Annotated in this window: 19 protein-coding genes; 12 read left to right on the plus strand and 7 right to left on the minus strand. The window is 66.5% G+C overall.

What is annotated here, in order from left to right:
- The first annotated feature begins 109 nt into the window (after window positions 1-109).
- The 3 genes from UU9_RS08290 to UU9_RS08300 all read left to right on the plus strand — a co-directional run bounded on the left by UU9_RS08290 (window position 110) and on the right by UU9_RS08300 (window position 2,554).
- On the plus strand, window positions 110-694 hold the full coding sequence (locus UU9_RS08290) for a sterol desaturase family protein (RefSeq protein ID WP_007081293.1): 585 nt from the start codon (window positions 110-112) through the stop codon (window positions 692-694).
- Window positions 695-888: 194 nt separating this feature from the next.
- Window positions 889-1,863, plus strand: coding sequence for a GlxA family transcriptional regulator (locus tag UU9_RS08295; protein ID WP_040670619.1), 975 nt, complete (start codon window positions 889-891; stop codon window positions 1,861-1,863).
- Window positions 1,864-1,972: 109 nt separating this feature from the next.
- Window positions 1,973-2,554: a cytochrome P460 family protein gene (locus tag UU9_RS08300; RefSeq protein WP_007081295.1), complete on the plus strand. Its 582-nt coding sequence runs from the start codon at window positions 1,973-1,975 to the stop codon at window positions 2,552-2,554.
- 59 nt (window positions 2,555-2,613) lie between these two features.
- On the opposite strand, the gene UU9_RS08305 is transcribed toward UU9_RS08300, so the two are convergent.
- Complete coding sequence (locus tag UU9_RS08305; protein WP_007081296.1) at window positions 2,614-3,504, minus strand: LysR family transcriptional regulator; 891 nt, start codon at window positions 3,502-3,504, stop codon at window positions 2,614-2,616.
- A gap of 145 nt (window positions 3,505-3,649) precedes the next feature.
- Between UU9_RS08305 and UU9_RS08310 the strand changes: the two genes are divergently transcribed.
- Both UU9_RS08310 and UU9_RS08315 read left to right on the plus strand, forming a co-directional pair.
- A complete protein-coding gene (locus UU9_RS08310; RefSeq protein ID WP_007081297.1) occupies window positions 3,650-4,249 on the plus strand; it encodes an NADPH-dependent F420 reductase in 600 nt (199 codons plus the stop codon).
- A gap of 87 nt (window positions 4,250-4,336) precedes the next feature.
- Window positions 4,337-5,131, plus strand: a complete 795-nt coding sequence (locus UU9_RS08315) for an SDR family NAD(P)-dependent oxidoreductase (protein ID WP_007081298.1) — start codon at window positions 4,337-4,339, stop codon at window positions 5,129-5,131.
- A gap of 70 nt (window positions 5,132-5,201) precedes the next feature.
- Here the strand turns inward: UU9_RS08315 and UU9_RS08320 are convergent, their stop codons facing one another.
- The 3 genes from UU9_RS08320 to UU9_RS08330 all read right to left on the minus strand — a co-directional run bounded on the left by UU9_RS08320 (window position 5,202) and on the right by UU9_RS08330 (window position 8,349).
- Window positions 5,202-5,972 (minus strand): M48 family metallopeptidase, encoded by a 771-nt coding sequence (locus UU9_RS08320; RefSeq protein ID WP_040670621.1) that lies wholly within the window; start codon window positions 5,970-5,972, stop codon window positions 5,202-5,204.
- Between the two features lie 134 nt (window positions 5,973-6,106).
- Window positions 6,107-7,024 carry a recombination-associated protein RdgC gene (locus UU9_RS08325; RefSeq protein WP_007081300.1) on the minus strand — a complete coding sequence of 306 codons (918 nt, stop codon included), beginning with the start codon at window positions 7,022-7,024 and terminating at the stop codon, window positions 6,107-6,109.
- A gap of 119 nt (window positions 7,025-7,143) precedes the next feature.
- Window positions 7,144-8,349, minus strand: coding sequence for an amino acid aminotransferase (locus UU9_RS08330; RefSeq protein WP_007081301.1), 1,206 nt, complete (start codon window positions 8,347-8,349; stop codon window positions 7,144-7,146).
- Window positions 8,350-8,572: 223 nt separating this feature from the next.
- On the opposite strand from UU9_RS08330, the gene UU9_RS08335 reads away from it, so the two are divergent.
- Both UU9_RS08335 and UU9_RS08340 read left to right on the plus strand, forming a co-directional pair.
- Window positions 8,573-8,779, plus strand: coding sequence for a YdcH family protein (locus UU9_RS08335; RefSeq protein WP_040670585.1), 207 nt, complete (start codon window positions 8,573-8,575; stop codon window positions 8,777-8,779).
- Between the two features lie 37 nt (window positions 8,780-8,816).
- Window positions 8,817-9,419, plus strand: coding sequence for a GNAT family N-acetyltransferase (locus UU9_RS08340; RefSeq protein WP_007081303.1), 603 nt, complete (start codon window positions 8,817-8,819; stop codon window positions 9,417-9,419).
- A 143-nt stretch (window positions 9,420-9,562) separates the two neighbouring features.
- Here UU9_RS08340 and pssA read toward each other — a convergent pair whose 3' ends face one another.
- From pssA to UU9_RS08355, 3 genes are all read right to left on the minus strand, one after another.
- Window positions 9,563-10,966, minus strand: a complete 1,404-nt coding sequence (gene pssA, locus UU9_RS08345; RefSeq protein ID WP_040670623.1) for a CDP-diacylglycerol--serine O-phosphatidyltransferase — start codon at window positions 10,964-10,966, stop codon at window positions 9,563-9,565.
- Between the two features lie 97 nt (window positions 10,967-11,063).
- Window positions 11,064-11,468 (minus strand): DUF4156 domain-containing protein, encoded by a 405-nt coding sequence (locus UU9_RS08350; protein WP_007081305.1) that lies wholly within the window; start codon window positions 11,466-11,468, stop codon window positions 11,064-11,066.
- 122 nt (window positions 11,469-11,590) lie between these two features.
- Complete coding sequence (locus UU9_RS08355) at window positions 11,591-14,446, minus strand: M16 family metallopeptidase (protein WP_007081306.1); 2,856 nt, start codon at window positions 14,444-14,446, stop codon at window positions 11,591-11,593.
- Between the two features lie 73 nt (window positions 14,447-14,519).
- Here UU9_RS08355 and UU9_RS08360 point away from each other — a divergent pair, with 73 nt between their 5' ends.
- From UU9_RS08360 to ubiB, 5 genes are all read left to right on the plus strand, one after another.
- Window positions 14,520-14,723: a hypothetical protein gene (locus UU9_RS08360; protein ID WP_007081307.1), complete on the plus strand. Its 204-nt coding sequence runs from the start codon at window positions 14,520-14,522 to the stop codon at window positions 14,721-14,723.
- On the plus strand, window positions 14,720-14,926 hold the full coding sequence (locus UU9_RS08365) for a hypothetical protein (protein ID WP_007081308.1): 207 nt from the start codon (window positions 14,720-14,722) through the stop codon (window positions 14,924-14,926). Before UU9_RS08360 ends, UU9_RS08365 begins: the two co-directional genes overlap by 4 nt.
- A gap of 43 nt (window positions 14,927-14,969) precedes the next feature.
- Window positions 14,970-15,443 (plus strand): tRNA (uridine(34)/cytosine(34)/5-carboxymethylaminomethyluridine(34)-2'-O)-methyltransferase TrmL, encoded by a 474-nt coding sequence (trmL, locus tag UU9_RS08370; protein ID WP_007081309.1) that lies wholly within the window; start codon window positions 14,970-14,972, stop codon window positions 15,441-15,443.
- 166 nt (window positions 15,444-15,609) lie between these two features.
- A complete protein-coding gene (locus UU9_RS08375; protein WP_007081310.1) occupies window positions 15,610-16,257 on the plus strand; it encodes a ubiquinone biosynthesis accessory factor UbiJ in 648 nt (215 codons plus the stop codon).
- The gene (gene ubiB / locus UU9_RS08380) at window positions 16,254-17,903 is read left to right on the plus strand and encodes a ubiquinone biosynthesis regulatory protein kinase UbiB (RefSeq protein ID WP_007081311.1); all 1,650 of its coding nucleotides are present in this window, start codon (window positions 16,254-16,256) and stop codon (window positions 17,901-17,903) included. Before UU9_RS08375 ends, ubiB begins: the two co-directional genes overlap by 4 nt.
- Window positions 17,904-18,031 lie beyond the last annotated feature (128 nt).

Raw genomic sequence — 18,031 nt, forward strand, 5'->3', positions numbered from 1 at the left:
GAATCCCCCCGCTCCGTGATGCGTCACCACGGGTGACATGGGAGAATGCGCGGGTCCCGGGCCGACAACGGCCTCGACGTCCCTTGCACGATCACGGAACCATGCAGCGATGATGCGAAACCCTGTGCGCAACGGCGTGGATGCGATCGTGCGGATGTCCTCCACCCGCACCAACTACTGGGGCGAACTGGCGGTGGACGTGGTGCTGGGCGTCGTCCTGATGGTTGAAGGCGCACGCCGCCACCCCGGTGCACTACTGGGAACGCTGGCCATCGCGCTGGGCCTGTTCGCCTTCAGCTTCGTGGAATACTTCTTCCACCGCTGGATGTTCCACACCCGCATCCCGCTGTTCGCACAAGGCCACGAGCTGCATCACCAGCACCCGCTGGGCTACGACTCCCTGCCGTTCTTCCTGCCCCCGCTCATCCTGCTGGCCCTGACCGGCGTGTTCGTGGCCCTGATGCCCACCGGCTTCGCCCTGCTGCTCGCCGGCGCCATCACCTTCGGCTACATCCTCTACGGCCTGGCCCACTTCACCATCCACCACGTCCGCTTCAAGCAACCGCTACTGCGCCGCTGGGCCGGCGCCCACCACGTGCACCACTACCATCCCGACAGCAATTTCGGTGTGACCACACCGCTGTGGGATGTGCTGCTGGGTACGCGTTATGTGCGGCAGGCGCGGGTGAGCTGATCGTTTTTCGCCTCCTTCGGTAACGGTGTGGAAGGGAGAGAACGGAAGCATCCGACTGAGCGTGCGCGATGCGATTTCGACTGGCGGTGTGGAAATTCCCATGGACGAACGAAGAAAATGATGAGGGCACCTTGACCGCGCGCGGACGCTGCATCGCTCAAGGCAAAAGCCCGCGCAGTTACGATGCGCCCACGATGCATGCCCAGCCCTCCACCAGAACCATCGGCCTGCTCGCCTACGACGATATGCAGGCACTCGATCTCGTCGGTCCACTGGACGTGTTTGGCGCGGCTAATGCGTTTGCGCCGGGGCCGCAGGCCTATCGGCTCTGCGTCATCGGCCTGAGCACGCAGTCGGTGCGTGCGGAGAACGGCTTGCTGGTGGTGCCCGAGCACACGCTGGAAGATGCGCCGCCGCTGGATACGCTGCTGATTCCCGGCGGCATGGCCGCCCGCCACGGCATGAGTGGCGACGCGCGACTGCTTGGCTGGCTAAGCGAGCGGGCGGCGCTCACACGGCGCGTCGTATCGGTTTGCACCGGGCTGTACATTCTTGCGGCGACGGGTCTGCTCGACGGACGCGCGGTTACCACGCATTGGCGATACGCGGACGATGCAGCGCGTCGCTATCCTGACCTGCGCATTCAACCGGACCGGTTGTTCCTGCGCGATGGACGTTTCGCCACGGCCGGCGGATTGACCGCCGGCATCGATCTTGCGCTTGCCCTGGTGGAGGAAGATCTTGGTGCGCCCGCTGCCCTCAGCGTGGCGCGCCAACTGGTGATGTACGTGAGGCGGCCAGGCAATCAGGCGCAATTCTCCGCACCGCTGGCGGCGCAGGCGCAGGGCAACGGGCGCATGGGGCCGCTGGTGGACTGGCTGCTGGCCCACCTCGATGGCGAGCTGACCATCGAGCGCATGGCCGAACAGGTCGCGATGAGCGCGCGCCATTTCCGCCGCGTGTTCGCCGAGACCTTCGGCATGACGCCAGCGCGGTTCGTGGAGAAGCTGCGGCTGGAGCAGGCGTGCATGCGCCTGACCATCAGTCGCGCGTCGGTGGAACGCATCGCCGCCGGCGTGGGCTTCAACAGCGCCGATGCGTTCCGCCGCGCGTTCCATACGCGTTACGGCGCAACGCCCCACGAGTACCGCGAGCGCTTCTCCAGCTGATATTTGGCCGGAATCGTCGGCAGCGCGTCCTTCGCGGCACACATTCCCGCAGCACACTGCTCCCACACTTCTTTGGGGGCTTCGCGTGCAGATTCGGTCCATTTACTTGATGCTTTCGATCGCCGTCGCGCTGCCGACTTTGGCCGTCGCCCGCGATGCCATCACCGCAAACACCCACGCTCCCGCTTACACCGCGGACGACAAACTGATGCTGCCCGCCGACTATCGCGAATGGGTCTACCTGAGCTCGGGCCTGGGGATGAGTTACAGCGAGAAGGCGCCAAACAGCGACCCCGTGTTCGACAATACCTTCGTCAATCCGGAGAGCTACCGCGAGTTCCTCCGTACCGGCACCTGGCCCGACAAGACGCAGATCGTGCTGGAACTGCGCGGTTCGACCAGCAACGGATCGATCAACCAGCACGGCCATTACCAGAAGGGCGACGTGCAAGGTGTCGAGGTGCATGTGAAAGATACCGCGCGCTTCAAGGGAGGCTGGGCCTTCTTCGGCTTCGATGGCGGCGCCGTCGCGGAAAAGATCCCCACGACCGCATCGTGTTATTCGTGCCACGCGGCCCACGGCGCGGTGGATACGACCTTCGTGCAGTTCTATCCGACCCTGCTGCCGATCGCGCGGCAGCACGCCACGCTCAGTGCGGCGTTTCTGAAGGAAGAAGGGATCATCAAATAGGCACCGTGCAGAGCGGCGTTACGACAACGTCCGCCATCAACCGGTTCAGCGCCGCACCGCTAAAGCCGCGGCGACAGCGCCTGCACAAAGTAGTCGGTTACGCGGTGCACGCGTGCCGATATGAAGCGACGTTGCGGCCAGACGACGCTGACGTCCCGGGTGCCCATCACAAAGTCGTTGAGTATCGTGACGACGTCGGGATGCGCCAGTTCGTCGGCAAGCGACGCTCTCGTGAACATGCCGATACCCACGCCGGCCAGCACGCCCGTGCGTATCGCGTCGACGCTGTTGGATGAAAAATTGCCACGCACGGGTACGTTGAACGGCCCTTCCGGACCGGTGAAGGGCCAGTGCGTCGACTCCACCATGCCTTCGTATACAAGGCAGTTGTGATCGATCAGGTCGGCGGGCGTCCTTGGCGTGCCCTTCAGCTCGAAATAGCGGCGTGACCCGACGCATACGAGGCTGGTGCTGCCTATGCGTCGCACCACGGCGTCGGGTTCGTTGACGGTGCCCACCCGTATCGTCAGGTCGATACGGTCTTCCACCATGTCGCGCGCGGCATCCGACAGGAGCAGCTCCACCTTCAGCCCGGGATGGCGCGACAACAGCCCGGGTATGAGCGGAAGAACGTGGAGCCTGCCGAACGTCGAGGGCGCGGCGATCCGCATGCGCCCGGAGATATCGAGGATGCTGCTGGTCAGCTCGTTGTCGGCCGCACCGATCTCGTCGAGCAGCGGCTTGGTGCGATCGAAATAACGCTGGCCCTGATCCGTCAGGGTCACGCTGCGCGTACTTCGATTGAACAGCACCACGCCCAGGCGTTTCTCCAGCGCACCGATGGCCTTGCTGATGGCGGACTGGGAACTGCTGGTTCGCCGCGCGGCGGCGGAAAAGCCGCCCGCCTCCGCCACGGCAATAAAGGCGCTCAGTTCTTGAAACCTGTCCATCGCGCTCCCTCAGGCCGTACGGCCAATTGATTCCAATACGGAATTGAGCTTATGAGAAATCGCCTGATTATCATTTCTTCCAGCGCTAATTACGATCTCTCCGCACTGCAGCAACAGCATTCCACCTTCCAACCGGAGAGACACCATGCGTTACGCCATCATCGGCGCGGGTCAGATCGGCCAGGCCCTCGCCCACGCTTTTGCCCGCAAGAACATCGACGTTGCCGTGGCGAGCACACGCCCACCCGAAGCGATCGCCCCGCTCGCGAAGTCGATCGGCCCGACGGTCGCGCCCCGCTCGCTGAAGGACGCGCTGGAAGCGGACATCGTTTTCCTGGCGGTTCCCTTCTGGTCGCATCGGGATGTCGCGAAAGCGGTCGAAAGCTGGAGCGGCAAGATCGTCGTCGACGTGACCAATGCATACGGCGTGCCCCTGGAACAGCTCGACGGCCTGCCCTCTTCCGCCGTCATCGCCCGGGCCCTGCCGGGGGCGCGGCTGGTCAAGGGCTTCAACCACCTGCCGGCCGGCGTGCTGGCCGAAGACCCCTCGGTCAAGGGTGGAAGGCGGGTGGTTTTCCTGTCCAGCGACGACGACGCGGCGATAGCCCCGGTGGCCGCCCTGGCGGAGCAACTGGGCTATGCGCCGGTTGATCTGGGACGGCTCGACGAAGGCGGCGCGCTGGTCCAGGCCCGGGGCAACCGCTGGACCCAGCTTATTTTCCAGGACCTCATCAAATTCGATTGAACGCTCGATCGAGCGGCGTTGCATCCCGTCGCGCCGTACTTCCGGCGCGCTCAAAAACGGCGCGCTCGCAAACCCAAGGAATCCATCATGAAAATCGATCTTACGGGCCGCAAGGCCGTGGTTACCGGCTCCACCGCGGGCATCGGCCGCGCCATTGCCGAGGGGCTGGCGCTTGCCGGGGCCGCGGTCGTCATCAATGGCCGCACTGAGGAACGGGTCGCCTCGGCGCTGCGCGAGCTGCGCGCGAAATTTCCCGATGCAGAGTTTGTGGGCGTCACCGCCGACCTGGCCACGCCGGAAGGCTCGGCGGTGCTGGTGGCGCAGGTGCCCGACGCCGACATCCTGGTCAACAACGTGGGCACGGCGCACCTCAACAACTTCTTCGACCAGAGCGACGACGAATGGCTCGACCTGTTCCAGCTCAACGTCATGAGCGGCGTGCGCGCCGCCCGCCATTACGTGCCGAAAATGGTGGCACGAGGACGTGGGCGCGTGGTGTTCATCAGCAGCGAGTCCGGGCTCAACATCCCCAAGGAGATGATCGATTACGGCGTCACCAAGACCGCGATGCTGGGCGTTTCGAGAGGTCTGGCCGAACTGGTGGCCGGAACCGGCGTCACCGTCAACGCGGTACTGCCCGGCCCCACGAACTCGGAGATCCTGTCGAACTGGATGCAGGGGACGGCGCGGGAGCAAGGCATTACGCAGGACCAGGCCGAGCAGCAATTCCTGGAGACCCAGCGCCCGACGACTCTGATCAAGCGCTTCGCGACCACGGAAGAAGTCGCCAACATGGTCGTCTATGTCTGCTCCGACCAGGCATCGGCCACCACCGGCGCGGCCTTGCGCGTCGACGGCGGTGTCGTGCGGTCCATCGCCTGAGGACGCACTCGCACGGCGTGGGTGCAGTCGGCCGCCAACACGCTGGTCGGTCGACTTGCCCTGCGTCGAATCAGTCGGCCACGTCCCCGATCAGCCGGTCCAGCTCGGCTTTCAAGACCGCCCCGTGCTGCCGCAGCCAGGCGCGCTGTTCGCGCCAATCCGGGAACAGGTTTTCCACCTGCGTCCAGAACCGTGGCGAATGGTTGCGTACCTTCAGGTGACACAGCTCGTGCGCCAGTACGTAGCGCAGCGCGGCCGGTGGCGCCAGGGCCAGCGCCAGGTCCAGGTTGATGCGGTCGCGGGTGTCCAGGCTACCCCACAGGCTTTTCATGGGACGGATGCGCAGCGACGTGGGCGCCAGCCCCAGTTGCGGCACGTAGCCCGCCATCCAGCGCGACACGTCGCGGCGGATCTGCGCTTCCAGGTGCGAGGCCAGCAGGCCGCGCGCGATCGGCAGCGCGCGGGTGTGCGGGCGCGGGATCACCAGGGTCAGCCCTTCGGCATGCGACTCGATCTTGGGGTAGCTGCCTTCGGCCCAGTCCAGCTCGACCAGCTCGCCGCGCAGCGGGAACGTACATGGATAGCCCAGCCGCAGCGGCGGCAGCGGCTTCACCATCAGGTTCAGCTCATCGAGCTTCAGCTCCAGCCATTCGGCGTGGCTGCGCAGAAAGGCGCTGACCTGGGCCGGATGGGTACCGTGCGGATAGGTGACGCGGGCGCCCTTCGGCGTGACCGTGAGGCGCAGCCGGCGGGCGCGCGGATGCGCAGTCTTCAGCACGCGGATGATGCGCCCGCCTACCGTCGACAATTCCAGCCAATCGCCTTCCAGATGCTGCGCCATGACCTCGCCCATTGCCTGATCGCCTTGCCCGCCGGTGGCGGATCGTGGGCGCTGCCCGTCCGCCAAGCTTCCACTTACCGCCGGCCGGCCGCAAGCACGGAACGCGCGTCAGTGCGTCGCAGCGTGACGCCGGTTCAGCTGTCGGCCGGGCGCGGCAGGCCGAACCATTCCTCCAGCTTGCCCAGCAACCGCTCCAGCTCCAGCGTCAGCAGGGCGAAACTGGCGTCCATCTCGGCGTGGGCGTCCTGCTGGCTGTCGCCCAGCTCGTCCATCACCACGTCCAGGAATTTCAGCTTGCGGATCACCAGATCCTCGCCCAGCACGAAGCTGATGCGGTCATCGAAGGTCAGCCCCAGCATGAACACCTGCTTGCCGTTGCGCAGGTGCTCCTTCACTTCCTCGGCGTCCAGCTCCTGCCGGCGGCAGCGCGCGATGGCGCCGGTGGCGGTGGCCGGGTCGCGCAGTTCGCATTCGTCGCCCAGCGCCAGGCCGGCCGGCAGGTTGCCGGTGGAGAGCCAGTCGGTCATCAGCACGCGCGGGCCTTCCTCCGGCGCCAGCGGCACGGCGGGGAAACTGCCCAGCGCCTCGCGCACCTGGGTCAACGCGTTCTCGGCCGACTTGCGGCTGGAGGTATCCAACACCAGCCAGCCGTTTTTCTTGTCCACGTAGGCGGCCATGCGCGAGTTGCGCACGAAGGCGCGCGGCAGCAGTTCGGTCAGCAGATCCTCCTTGATTCGCTTGCGCTCGCGGCCACCGACCTTGCGGCCTTCTTCTTCGGCGATCTTCTGCACCTTGCGATGCAGCTCGTCGTTGATCACGGCGGCCGGCAGCAACTTGTCCTCGCCGCCCACGGTAACCAGGGTGCATTGCTTGACGCTGTGCGTCAGCGGCTCGCCCTCGCCGCGGCCCACCGGCGGCACGAAGCCGCGGGTGAACATTTCCAGCGGGCCGCAGGGGCGCAGGCGATGCTCGGCCAGGGCGTCGTCGAGGCGGTCGAGATCAGTGGCTACGGCGGGGGAAAAGCGGAACAGCGTGAGATTGCGGAAAAACATTCAATGTCCGGATCGGTGCGGTGATGTGGGAGCGACTTCAGTCGCGATGCTCTTGCTCTGAGGCTGAAAAGCAAAAAGCATCGCGGCTGAAGCCGCTCCCACAGGGTTTTGGCAAGGTATCAGCTGACCGCGGCGATGGCGGCCACCACGGCATCCAGGTTGGCCCGGTTCAGCGCGGCCACGCAGATGCGGCCGCTGGTCAGCGCGTAGATGGCGAAATCCTCGCGCAGGCGCTCGACCTGGGCCTTGCTCAGCCCGGAGTACGAGAACATGCCTGCCTGACGGTTGATGAAGTCGAACTGCGGCAAACCCGCCTCCGCCAAACCATCGACCAGGCCCGCGCGCATCTCGTGGATGCGCGTGCGCATGCCGCCCAGCTCTTCTTCCCACGACGCGCGCAACTCGGGATTGCCCAGCACGCCGGCCACCAGGTACGCACCGTGAGCGGCGGGGCTGGAGTAGATCGAGCGGATGGTGGTCTTGATGCGCGACAGCACCCGCGCGGCCTCGTCGCGGTCACGGCCGACCATGCTGATCGCACCCACGCGCTCGCCGTACAGCGAGAACGACTTGGAGTACGAGTTGGCCACCACGAACGCTTCGATACCGGACGCGGCCAGCAGCCGGATTGCGGTGGCGTCGGCGTCCAGGCCCTTGTCGAAACCCTGGTAGGCGGCGTCGACGAAGGGCAGCAGCTTGCGCTCCTTCATCAGTTCAATCGCCTGCTGCCACTGCGCCGCGTCCAGGTCCACGCCGGTGGGGTTGTGGCAGCAGGCGTGCAGCAGCACCACGGTACCTGGCTCAAGCTTGCCCAGATCCTCCAGCATGCCGGCGAAATCCAGGCCGTGGGTGCCCTTGTCGTAATAGCGGTATTCCAGCAGCTCGAACCCGGCGGTGCGGAACACCACGTGGTGGTTGCCCCAGCTGGGGTTGCTGATGGCGATCTTGGCGCCGGCGCCGGCGCCGGCGGTCTGCTTCAGCAGATCGGCGGCCACGCGCAAGGCGGCGCTGCCGCCGATGGTCTGCGCGGTGGCCACGCGGCCTTCGGCCAGCAGCGGCGAATCGGCGCCGAACAGCAATTGCTGGGTCAGCTCGTTGTAGGCCTTCAACCCGTTGATGGGCAGATATCCGCGGGGATTTTCCGCTTTCGCCAAGGTCTGCTCGACATCGCGCACCGCTTTCATCAGCGGAATCTTGCCCTGCTCGTCGCAATAGATGCCCACGCCAAGATTGATCTTGCCCGGGCGCGGATCGGCCACGAAGGCCTCGGTCAGGCCCAGGATCGGATCGCCTGGAGCCATTTCAACGGATGCAAAGAAAGACACGAGCAGCCCTCTGGTAAATGGTGGAATGATCAAAACCCGCGGTTGGACTCCAGCACCGCTTGCCGCGGCGCCCGGGATGCATGCCGGCAGGCCATCGCGCACTTTACTGCTTTGCACCATGACTTGTCCCGTGACCGGCCCGCGCCGCGGCTGGTCAGATACTGACCAGCCGCGCACAGCGGCGCTACACTTGCCAACTTCTCCACTTGTCACCGGCCCCGCCATGCAGGTTCAGGATCACGCTGAAATCGCCCACTTGCTCGCCGAGTTGCGGATGGAGCATCGCGATCTCGACGCGGCGATCGAACAGCTGGCCACCACGCTGGGCCGTGACGAACTGCAGCTGACCCGGCTGAAGAAACGCAAGCTGCTGCTGAAGGATCACATCTCCCGCCTGGAGAGCAAGCTGATCCCCGATCTGGACGCCTGACCGCAGCGACTTTCCCTGCGCCCGCTGGAACCCACCAATGACGACTCCCGCCCCGACCCGCCTGCAGGACGACCACGTCGTGCTGGAGCCCCTGAGCCTGGATCACGTACCCGCCCTGGAGGCCGCCGCCGCCGACGGCGCGCTGTGGAACCTGTGGTTCACCGGCGTGCCTGCACCCGGCGAGACGCAGGCCTATGTGGAAAAAGGCCTGCTCGGCCAGGCGGAAGGCCGGATGCTGCCGTTCGCCATCCGCGAGAAAAGCAGCGGCGAGATCGTCGGCACCACGCGTTACTACGATATCGTGCCCGAGCTGCCGCGACTGGCCATCGGCTACACCTGGTACGCAAGGCGCTGGCAGAAAAGCCACCTCAACACCGCCTGCAAGCGCTTGCTGTTGCAGCACGCGTTCGAGGTCATCGGCGCCGTGGCGGTGGAGTTCCACACCGACCTCCGCAACCTCGATTCACAACGCGCCATCGAACGCTTGGGCGCCCGCCGCGAAGGCGTGCTGCGCGCGCACAAGCGCCGCCGCGACGGCAGCCTGCGCGACACCGTCTGCTACAGCGTGCTGGCTACGGAATGGGCCGACGTGAATCGCTGGCTGGATTTGCGGTTGGGGCGGTTGAGTAGCGGGCGGTAAGAGCGGCCCCCTTCCGCCCTTCGGGCACCTTCCCCCGCAAGCGGGGGAAGGAAGCTGGCTAGTACGAGGAGTCCGATCGCTCCCTTCCCCCGTCCCACGGGGGAAGGTGCCCGAAGGGCGGATGGGGGTGCTCCAGAAAACCCTCAAAGCAACCGATTCACCAACCGATCCAGTCGCGTGCGATTGAGCCGCCGCAGATGCTTGCGCACGACCGCTGGATACCGGCGCGGGCTTTCCAGTGCGTGGTAATCGGACAGCCGCGTGGCGTGCTTTTGCAGCGCGGCCCATTCGGCCTGATGCCGGGCATGCAGCAGCCGCTGCGGGTCGCGCAGCAGCAGGCCGTTTTCCAGGTCCAGCGCCCAGGCGCGCGGATTGAGGTTGTTACCGGTGAGCACGGCCATGTCGTCATCCACGAACAGGCCTTTCAGGTGGTAGCTGTTGCTGCCGTGGCGCCACAGGTGGATGTTGAGCTGGCCGCTGTCGATCTGCCGCCGATGCGCGCGGGCAAACCGGCGCAGGTTGTTTTCGTAGAGGTAGGGCAGCAGGCCGATGGTCTTGAACGGCTGCTCGGGCGGGATGTAGAAATCGTTGGCGGTCTTGTCGCCCACCATCAGGTGGATTTCACAGCCGCGACGCAGCAGTTGCCCCAGCACCGCCCGCACCGGGCGCGGCAGGTTGAAGTACGGCGTCAGCAGGATCACTCGCTCGCGGGCGCCGCGCAGCACGGCCAGCAAGGTGTCGTTGAGCGCGTTGTCGGTGCGGCCGAAACCCAGCAGCGGCGTCACCGCCACCTCACCGTCGCCCAGGCTGTCGTCGGGAACGGCGTAGGCCGCCTGATGCAGCGACTGGCGCAGGTCGCGGATGGCCGGCTGCAGCGCCTTCGTGGTCGGCGCCTCACCGCTGTTCAACCGGCATACGGCGGGGCTGGCGACAAACTGCCGCTCGACGAAGCCGACCATCGCGTCGGCCAGTTTCGCGTCGCGGAACAGGTGGTAGCGGTCCAGTCGGTAGCGGCCGTGACAGGCGAGGTAGACATCGTTGAGACTGGCGCCGCTGTACAGCACGCTGTCATCGATGACGAAGCCTTTCAGGTGCAGCACGCCAAACAACTCGCGGTTCTGCACCGGCACGCCGTAGATGGCCACGCCCGGCCCCAGGCGCCTGGCGTATTCCCGATACATGCCCGCGTTGCCTTCGCTTTTCTGCTTGCCGATCAGGCCGCGGCGGGCGCGATGCCAGTCGACGAACACGGAGATTTCCAGGGCCGGATGGCGCGCTTTCGCCGCGTACAACGCCTCGAGGATCTCGCGGCCACCATCGTCGTCCTGCAGGTACAGCGTCACCAACACGATGCGGCGGGTGGCCTGGGCGATGTGCTGCAGCAACGTGCGGCGAAACGCGGCGGCATCGTCCAGCACCGCGATGGCGCTGGCCGGCACGGCGAAAAAAGGCAGCGCATCGAGCGGGTCGGCGCGCTTGCGGCGGAACGGCAGCATGCGTCGCGCCATCCGGCCGGGGGCTTTCAGCAAGGTGGTTTTCGAAGGCATGCGCTTGATCATGCCGGCCATCATCGCAAACCCGCGTGTACGCGCCGGCGTGAAAAAAGGCGCCCGCGGGCGCCTTCGGCGTGCTGGAACGGCCAGCTCAGTTGCCCTTGACCGGGAACGTCTGCGCGTTGCCGGGCGCGGGCGTGGCCGCGGGCGTGGCGGACGAGCGCACCGGGCTGATCGTGCGCGTGCCACACTGGTACACGCCCCACGCCTGCGAGCCGTCGGCGGGTTCGGCCAGCGGCTTGACGGTGTCGGCGTGCATCTTGGCGGCCTCGTTGCGAGCCATCACTTCCAGCTCCTCGCGGATCGTCATGCCATTGCGGTTGACCGGGCCGATGTGGTCCATCACCGAGACGGTGACCTTGCCCAGTTCGTGGCAGGCCGACACGTCGCCATTCCAGGCCGTGCGCACGTTCTTGGCCGCTTCGTCCATGGTGATGCCCCACGTGCACGCGCTCAGCGCCAGCACGGGGACGAGCAACAGCAGGTTCTTGCGCATGGAAATCTCCGTGTGTGAACTGGGTGGAAAGATCGCGCCGCGACCGCGCGGCAAGGCGCCATCGTAGCGCGAGGGCGGTGCCGCGTGCCGGCGGATGGCACGCGATACCCCGCCCGCGGGGCTTATTTCGGCGCCACCGGTTTGCCGTCGGTATCCAGCACCTGGATGTCACCCAGTTTCAACGCACGGATCGGCGCCTCGACCTTTTTCAGGTCACCCACGATCACCCACGTCAGCTGGTCGGGATGGATGATTTCCTGCGCGGCGGCCTGCACCGAGGCATCGGTCTGCGCCTCGATGCGCGACTTCAGCGTGCGCACGTAATCGTCGGGGCGGTCGTACTGCACGATGTCCTGCAACGCGCCCATCACCGCCGAGGTGGTCTGGTAGCCGCCCGGCATGCTGCGCACGTCGCCGACCTTGATCTTGTCGATCTCCTGGTCGGTGAGCGGTTGCGGGCCGATCACCGCGCGGGCCTCTTTCAACAGCTCGGCGATGGATGGCGCGGTCTTGTCGGTCTGCACCGGCGCGTACAGCAGGAACGGGCGTTGGCCCAGGGCATTCTGCAGGATGCTGAAGGCGCCGTAGGCCCAGTGCTTGTCCTCGCGCAGGTTCATGTTGAGGCGCGAGGTGAAGGTGCCGCCGAACGCGCCGTTCATGGTCTGGATCTGCAGGTTGTTGGGCGCCTCGGTGGACGGCGCGAGGCTGCCGGCCAGGATCAGGCTTTGCTGCGCGCCGGGGCGGTCGATCAGGTAGACGCGTGCACGCGGCGGCGGTGCCACCTTGCCGATGTTCTTCGCCGGCACTTTGCCCGCGGGCGCCTGCCACTGGCCGAATGCCGCATCCAGGGCCGGGATGATCTTCGCCAGCGTGGTGTCGCCGGCGACCAGGATGCGCACGTTGTCGGGCCGGATGTAGTCGGCCATGAAGCGGCGCATGTCGGCGGCCTGCAGCGCCTTGATCGACGCATCCGTGCCCGAGCCGGTGAACGGGATGGCATAGGCGTGGCCCTTGCCGTACAGCAGCGGCGGCAAGGTGCGCAGCGCGATGCCGACGGGCTGGCTCTTTTCCTGCGCGATACCGGCCAGCCACTGGCCGCGCACGCGGTCGATATCGGCCTGGCGGAAGGCGGGCTGGCGCACGATGTCGGCGAACAGCGCCAGCGATGGCTGCAAGGCGTCATCCAGCGCGTTCAACGAGGCGTTGCAGAAATCCAGCCCGCAATCGGTGTCGATCAGCGCGCCCAGCCGCTGCTTGCGCTTGGCGATTTCGACCGAATCCAGCTGCGTGGTGCCCTCGTCCAGCATCGACATGGTGAAGCTGGAGGTACCCAGCTTGCGGCCCTGGTCGGCGGCGTAGCCGGCATCAAACAGCAACCGCACCTGTACCGCCGGCACGGTATGACGCTCGGCCAGCACCACCTCGATGCCGTTGGCCAGACGGCCGCGCTGCACGGCCGGGAAGCTCAGGTCGGGATAGCTGTCGACCTTGGGCACGCCCTTGCCGCGGTCGACGCGGCTGTCGACGGTGCGGAAATCGGCGGCGCGCGAAAGCACCGGCGCAGGCTTGCCGGGGGCGGCGGCGCGACCGGCGGCGGCAGCGCTGTCGACGCTATCGACCTTGCCCGGTACCACGGTCAAGGTGTAATCGCCGCGGGCGATCCAGCGGTTCGCCGCGGCGGTGACGCTGGCCGGCGTGGCGGCCATGAACTCGTTGAACTGCTTCAGGTAGGCTCCCGGATCACCGTGATAGAGCTGCCCCTGGGCCAGGATCGACGCCTGCGTGTTGACGCGCTCCAGCCCGCGCACGAACGAGGCGCGGGTTTCCGTCTTCACCCGCGCCAGCTCGTCGGCGCCGGGACCGTGCGCCAGGAAGTTGCGCCATTCATCGGCAATGGCCGCTTCGACGCGTGCGGGGTCGACGCCTTGTTTCACGTCGACCTGCAGCTCGAACAGGCTGGCCAGCGAGTGTTGCTCCACATCCACCGAGACGTCGTCGGCCAGCTTGTCGCGATAGACCAGCCGCTGGTACAGCCGCGAGGTCTTGCCGCCGCCCAGCACCGCGGCGGCCAGTTCCAGCAGGTTCTCGTCGGTGCTGCCGCGCGGCGGCACGTTCCATTCGCGGTAGATGCGCGTCTGCGCCACGTTGTCGGTCATCGTGCCGCGGGTGGACTGCTCGCGCGGCGCCACCCACGGTTGCGGCCGCGGCACGCGCGGGCCGGCCGCGATATCGCCGAAGTACTTCAGCATTTTCTCTTTTGCCACCGCCGGCGTGATGTCGCCGGCCAGCACCACCACCGTATTGGCGGCGCCGTAGTAGTCGCGGAACCACTGCTTCACGTCGCCCAGCGAGGCGGCGTTCAAATCGGCCATCGAGCCGATGGTGTCGTGGTGATAAGGATGGTTGGCGGGGAACGCCTCGGCCTGGATCAGCTCGCTGGCGCGCCCGTAGGGCTGGTTTTCGCCCTGGCGTTTCTCGTTCTGCACCACGCCGCGCTGCTCGTCGAGCTGCGGCTGGCCGATGGCGCCCAGCAGATGGCCCATACGGTCGGACTCCATCCACAGCGCCATGTCCAGCGCGGTGGTGGGCACGGTTTCGAAATAGTTGGTGCGATCGAGCCAGGTGGTGCCGTTCTGGTCGGTGGCGCCGGCCCGTTCGAACGGCTTGAAGAACTCGTCCTTGTGGTTTTCCGAGCCCTGGAACATCAGGTGCTCGAACAGGTGCGCGAAACCGGTCTTGCCCTTGGGCTCGTACGAGGAGCCCACGTGATACCACACGCTGACCGCCACCACCGGCGCCTTGTGATCCTCGTGCACCACCACGGTCAGGCCGTTGGGCAAGGTGAACCGCGTATAGGCGAGCGCGGGAATCGTGCTGGCGGCATCGGTGACCGCGGGTGGGTCGGCCAAAACCGGCACGATGCCCACGGAAAAAGTCAGCAAACCGGCGAGCCACAACGCGTGCGTTTTCAGGGCCACGGTAATTCCTTGGCATGGGTGAAGGATATTGAGCCTAGGCGGCACGGCGGCCGCAGCGCAACTGGCGCCAGGCATGCCGGGCGACGGCATGCGGACATTGTTGTCCGGCGATGTCCGCGCCCGTTCGGACGATGTCCGCGGACAGCACGCGCATTTTCCAGACCGGATTTTTATTCCGGAAAATCACCAGCTTGCGCTATTCCGAAAGGCTGGCACGGCGATTGCTCTCTTGGTCATGCAGGGGTTTTCAATCACGGAAAAGGAAGAGCGATCATGAAATTCGAAACGATAATGTTGCACAGCTTGTTTGCGGCCTGCTTCGCACTGTGCGTGCTGGTGATGGGCGCGATGCTGCACGCGCAGCCGGTGGCACACACGGCGCCGGGCTCCTCAGTCGCGACGATGCTGCTGGACGCGCCCGACAGCTGCGTGCTGCCGCACGACGGCGTGCTTTGCCCGCCATCCACGCAGGTGTTGTAAGACCGACGCAGACGCGGGGGCGATGAATGCCGATAATGGCCGGATGCTCCATGTGATCCTGTTTCGCCCCGAGATCCCGCCGAACACCGGCAACGTGATTCGCCTGTGCGCGAATACCGGTGCCGCGCTGCACCTGATCCGCCCGCTGGGTTTTGAACTCGACGATGCGCGGCTGCGCCGCGCCGGGCTGGATTATCACGAGTACGCCAGCGTGGCCGTGCACGACGACTTCGCCGCTTGCCTCGACGCCATCGGCTCGCCGCGCGTGTTCGCCTTTTCCACCCGCGGCCAGGTAGCCCACGTCGACGCGCGCTTCGCCGATGGCGATGCGCTGCTGTTCGGCTGCGAAACCGCCGGCCTGCCTGCCGACGTGTTCGAGTCGATCCCCGCCAACCAGCGCCTGCGCCTGCCCATGTGCCCGAACAGCCGCAGCCTCAATCTGTCGAATTCGGTGGCCGTGGCGGTCTACGAGGCCTGGCGGCAGCTTGGGTTCGTTGGGGCGGGGAATCGGGAATAGAGAATCGGGAATAGGAAAAGCAAAAACCTCGGCACCCGCGGCATCCTTTCCGCCGGCGAAACACCGCTCTTCCAATTCCCCATTCCCCATTCCCCATTCCCCATTCCCCATTCCCCATTCCCGGCAACGCGGGCGACGCAAACGCCGCACAGCTACAATCGCCGGGATGAACTCCACGCCCAATACCTGGATGCCGCAACCGCTGCGCAAGCTGGCCGGCCGCGCGCTGCAAACCGCGTTGAACCACACGCTGTCGCTGGACCCGGACACGCAGCAGAAACTGGCCGCATTGAACGGCCGCAGCGTGCAACTGCACCTGCGCGGACCGGAGCTCGCATTGGCGATCACGGTCGACGACGCCAAGCTGGTGGTGGGTCCGCCACAGGAAAGCAGCCAGCTGCGCGTCGCGGCCACGCCCGGCAGCCTGCTGGCGATGCTGTTTCGCCGCGACGACGACGGCATCGCGCCGGGCAAGGTGGAGATCGCCGGTGATGCGGAACTGGCGCGCCGGCTGGAAAAACTGGCCAGCAAGTTCGCGCCCGATTTCGAGGAAGCATTCGCGCGCAGCTTCGGTGATGTGCTGGGCGTGCCGCTGGCCAAGGCCGTCCGCCGCGGCCTGAGCCACGCCCGCGAAAGTGCCGCGCACCTCACCGAGGACGGCGCCGACTGGCTGCGCGAGGAAGCGCGCGTGGCGCTGGCACCGGGCGAGGTGGAGGACTTCCTCGACGGCGTGGACCATCTGCGCGAGCGCAGCGAGCGGATGGAATCGCGCGTGCAGCGGCTCATCGCGCGGCTGCAAGGCAGCGCCGCATGACGCCGCTGGGAGTCGTGCCGCGGCTGCTGCGGGTGGCCTCGGTGTTGCTGGCGTATCGGTTGGACGAACTGGTCGACGCCACCCACCTGTACCGTCCGCTGAAACTGTTGCGCCCGTTGCTGGCGCGGCCGCGCGCCAACGTGGCGCAGCTGTCGCGCGGCGAGCGGCTGCGGCTGGCATTGACCGAGCTGGGCCCGATTTTCGTCAAGGCGGGCCAGGTGCTGTCGACTCGCCGCGACCTCGTCCCTGCCGATATCGCCGACGAGCTGTCGCTGTTGCAGGACCAGGTCGCGCCGTTCCCCGGCGCCGAGGCCCGCGCCATCGTCGAGCAGCAGTTGAACGCATCGACCGACCAGCTCTACGCGCACTTCGACGAAAGGCCGCTGGCCTCCGCCTCGATCGCCCAGGTGCACGCGGCTACCTTGCGCGATGGCCGCGAGGTCGTGGTGAAGGTGCTGCGTCCGGGCATCGATGCGCGGATCGCCCGCGACGTGAAGCTGTTGCGCTCGCTGGGCGAACTGGCCCAGCGCTGGCACCCGAACGCCGACAAGATCCGGCCGCTGGACGTGGTGGCCGAAGTCGAGAAGATGCTGGAAAACGAGCTGGACCTGCAGCGCGAAGGCGCCAGCGCCAGCCTGCTGAAGCGCAACTTCGACAGCGGCGTGGATCTCTACGTGCCCGCCGTGCACTGGGAGCTCACCGCCGCGCGCGTGCTGACACTGGAGCGCGTGCACGGCGTCAGCAGCGACGACATCGCTGCCATCGACGCGGCCGGCATCGACCGCAAGGCGCTGGCGGCCAAGGGCGTGCGGGTGTTCTACGAGCAGGTGTTCCGCGACAACTTTTTCCATGCCGATGCGCACCCCGGCAACATCTGGGTGGACACCGCGCGCACCGGCGAGCCGCGTTTCATCGCGCTGGATTTCGGCATCATGGGTTCGCTACCCGAGGCCGATCAGTACTGGCTGGCGCAGAATTTCATCGCCCTGTTCGAGCGCGATTACGCCCGCATCGCGCAACTGCACGTGGCCGCCGGCTGGATGCCCGCCACCCTGCGGCTGGACGAACTGGAAGCGGCGGTGCGCACCGTATGCGAGCCGTACTTCACCCGCCCGCTGTCGCAGATCTCGCTGGCCGAGTTGGTGGTGAAACTGTTCCAGACCGCGCGCCGCTTCGAGCTGACCCTGCAGCCGCAGCTGATCCTGCTGCAGAAGACCCTGCTGAACATCGAAGGCGTGGGCCGCATGCTCGATCCGCAGATCGACATCTGGGCGGTGGCGCATCCGGTGCTGAAACGCATCCTGCGCGAGCGCTACAGCCCGCTGCGCACCCTGCGCGACGTGCGCAAACGGCTACCCGAGTGGCTGCACCACGCACCGGAATTTCCCGAACTGGTCCGTGACGCGCTGCGCCAGGCCGGCCGCGGCGAACAACGCACGCTGGCCGATCCGCTGGCCCTCGCCCTGCTGCACGACAACGCGCGGCGCCAGCACAAACTGCTGGCGTGCAGCTTGTTGGGCGCCTCGTTGCTGATCGGCGCCGCCCTGCTGTGGACGCTGGCTCCGCAGCACGGTCCGTGGCCGCCGCTTGGCGCCGCCGTGGCCGGATTGCTGGCGTTTGCATGCGGCTGGCCCCGCTCGCGCTGACACTCGACACCATCGGCAAGAACGGGATGGTGGGAGCGGCTTCAGCCGCGATGCTCCTGCTTTGGGGTCCAGGAGCAGAAGCATCGCGACTGAAGTCGCTCCCACAAGCCCCGCGAACCTTCCGCACG

Source organism: Rhodanobacter fulvus Jip2 (assembly GCF_000264315.1).
In the GTDB taxonomy this organism is placed as follows: Bacteria; Pseudomonadota; Gammaproteobacteria; order Xanthomonadales; family Rhodanobacteraceae; genus Rhodanobacter; species Rhodanobacter fulvus.

What these genes read in the sequence shown, in the direction of transcription:
- UU9_RS08290 (WP_007081293.1), top strand. Translation starts at nt 110, where the DNA reads ATGATGCGAAACCCTGTGCGCAACGGCGTGGATGCGATCGTGCGGATG.
- UU9_RS08295 (WP_040670619.1), top strand. Translation starts at nt 889, where the DNA reads ATGCATGCCCAGCCCTCCACCAGAACCATCGGCCTGCTCGCCTACGAC.
- UU9_RS08300 (WP_007081295.1), top strand. Translation starts at nt 1,973, where the DNA reads ATGCTTTCGATCGCCGTCGCGCTGCCGACTTTGGCCGTCGCCCGCGAT.
- UU9_RS08305 (WP_007081296.1), bottom strand. Translation starts at nt 3,504, where the DNA reads ATGGACAGGTTTCAAGAACTGAGCGCCTTTATTGCCGTGGCGGAGGCG.
- UU9_RS08310 (WP_007081297.1), top strand. Translation starts at nt 3,650, where the DNA reads ATGCGTTACGCCATCATCGGCGCGGGTCAGATCGGCCAGGCCCTCGCC.
- UU9_RS08315 (WP_007081298.1), top strand. Translation starts at nt 4,337, where the DNA reads ATGAAAATCGATCTTACGGGCCGCAAGGCCGTGGTTACCGGCTCCACC.
- UU9_RS08320 (WP_040670621.1), bottom strand. Translation starts at nt 5,972, where the DNA reads ATGGCGCAGCATCTGGAAGGCGATTGGCTGGAATTGTCGACGGTAGGC.
- UU9_RS08325 (WP_007081300.1), bottom strand. Translation starts at nt 7,024, where the DNA reads ATGTTTTTCCGCAATCTCACGCTGTTCCGCTTTTCCCCCGCCGTAGCC.
- UU9_RS08335 (WP_040670585.1), top strand. Translation starts at nt 8,573, where the DNA reads ATGCAGGTTCAGGATCACGCTGAAATCGCCCACTTGCTCGCCGAGTTG.
- UU9_RS08340 (WP_007081303.1), top strand. Translation starts at nt 8,817, where the DNA reads ATGACGACTCCCGCCCCGACCCGCCTGCAGGACGACCACGTCGTGCTG.
- pssA (WP_040670623.1), bottom strand. Translation starts at nt 10,966, where the DNA reads ATGCCTTCGAAAACCACCTTGCTGAAAGCCCCCGGCCGGATGGCGCGA.
- UU9_RS08350 (WP_007081305.1), bottom strand. Translation starts at nt 11,468, where the DNA reads ATGCGCAAGAACCTGCTGTTGCTCGTCCCCGTGCTGGCGCTGAGCGCG.
- UU9_RS08360 (WP_007081307.1), top strand. Translation starts at nt 14,520, where the DNA reads ATGCCGGGCGACGGCATGCGGACATTGTTGTCCGGCGATGTCCGCGCC.
- UU9_RS08365 (WP_007081308.1), top strand. Translation starts at nt 14,720, where the DNA reads ATGAAATTCGAAACGATAATGTTGCACAGCTTGTTTGCGGCCTGCTTC.
- trmL (WP_007081309.1), top strand. Translation starts at nt 14,970, where the DNA reads ATGCTCCATGTGATCCTGTTTCGCCCCGAGATCCCGCCGAACACCGGC.
- UU9_RS08375 (WP_007081310.1), top strand. Translation starts at nt 15,610, where the DNA reads ATGAACTCCACGCCCAATACCTGGATGCCGCAACCGCTGCGCAAGCTG.
- ubiB (WP_007081311.1), top strand. Translation starts at nt 16,254, where the DNA reads ATGACGCCGCTGGGAGTCGTGCCGCGGCTGCTGCGGGTGGCCTCGGTG.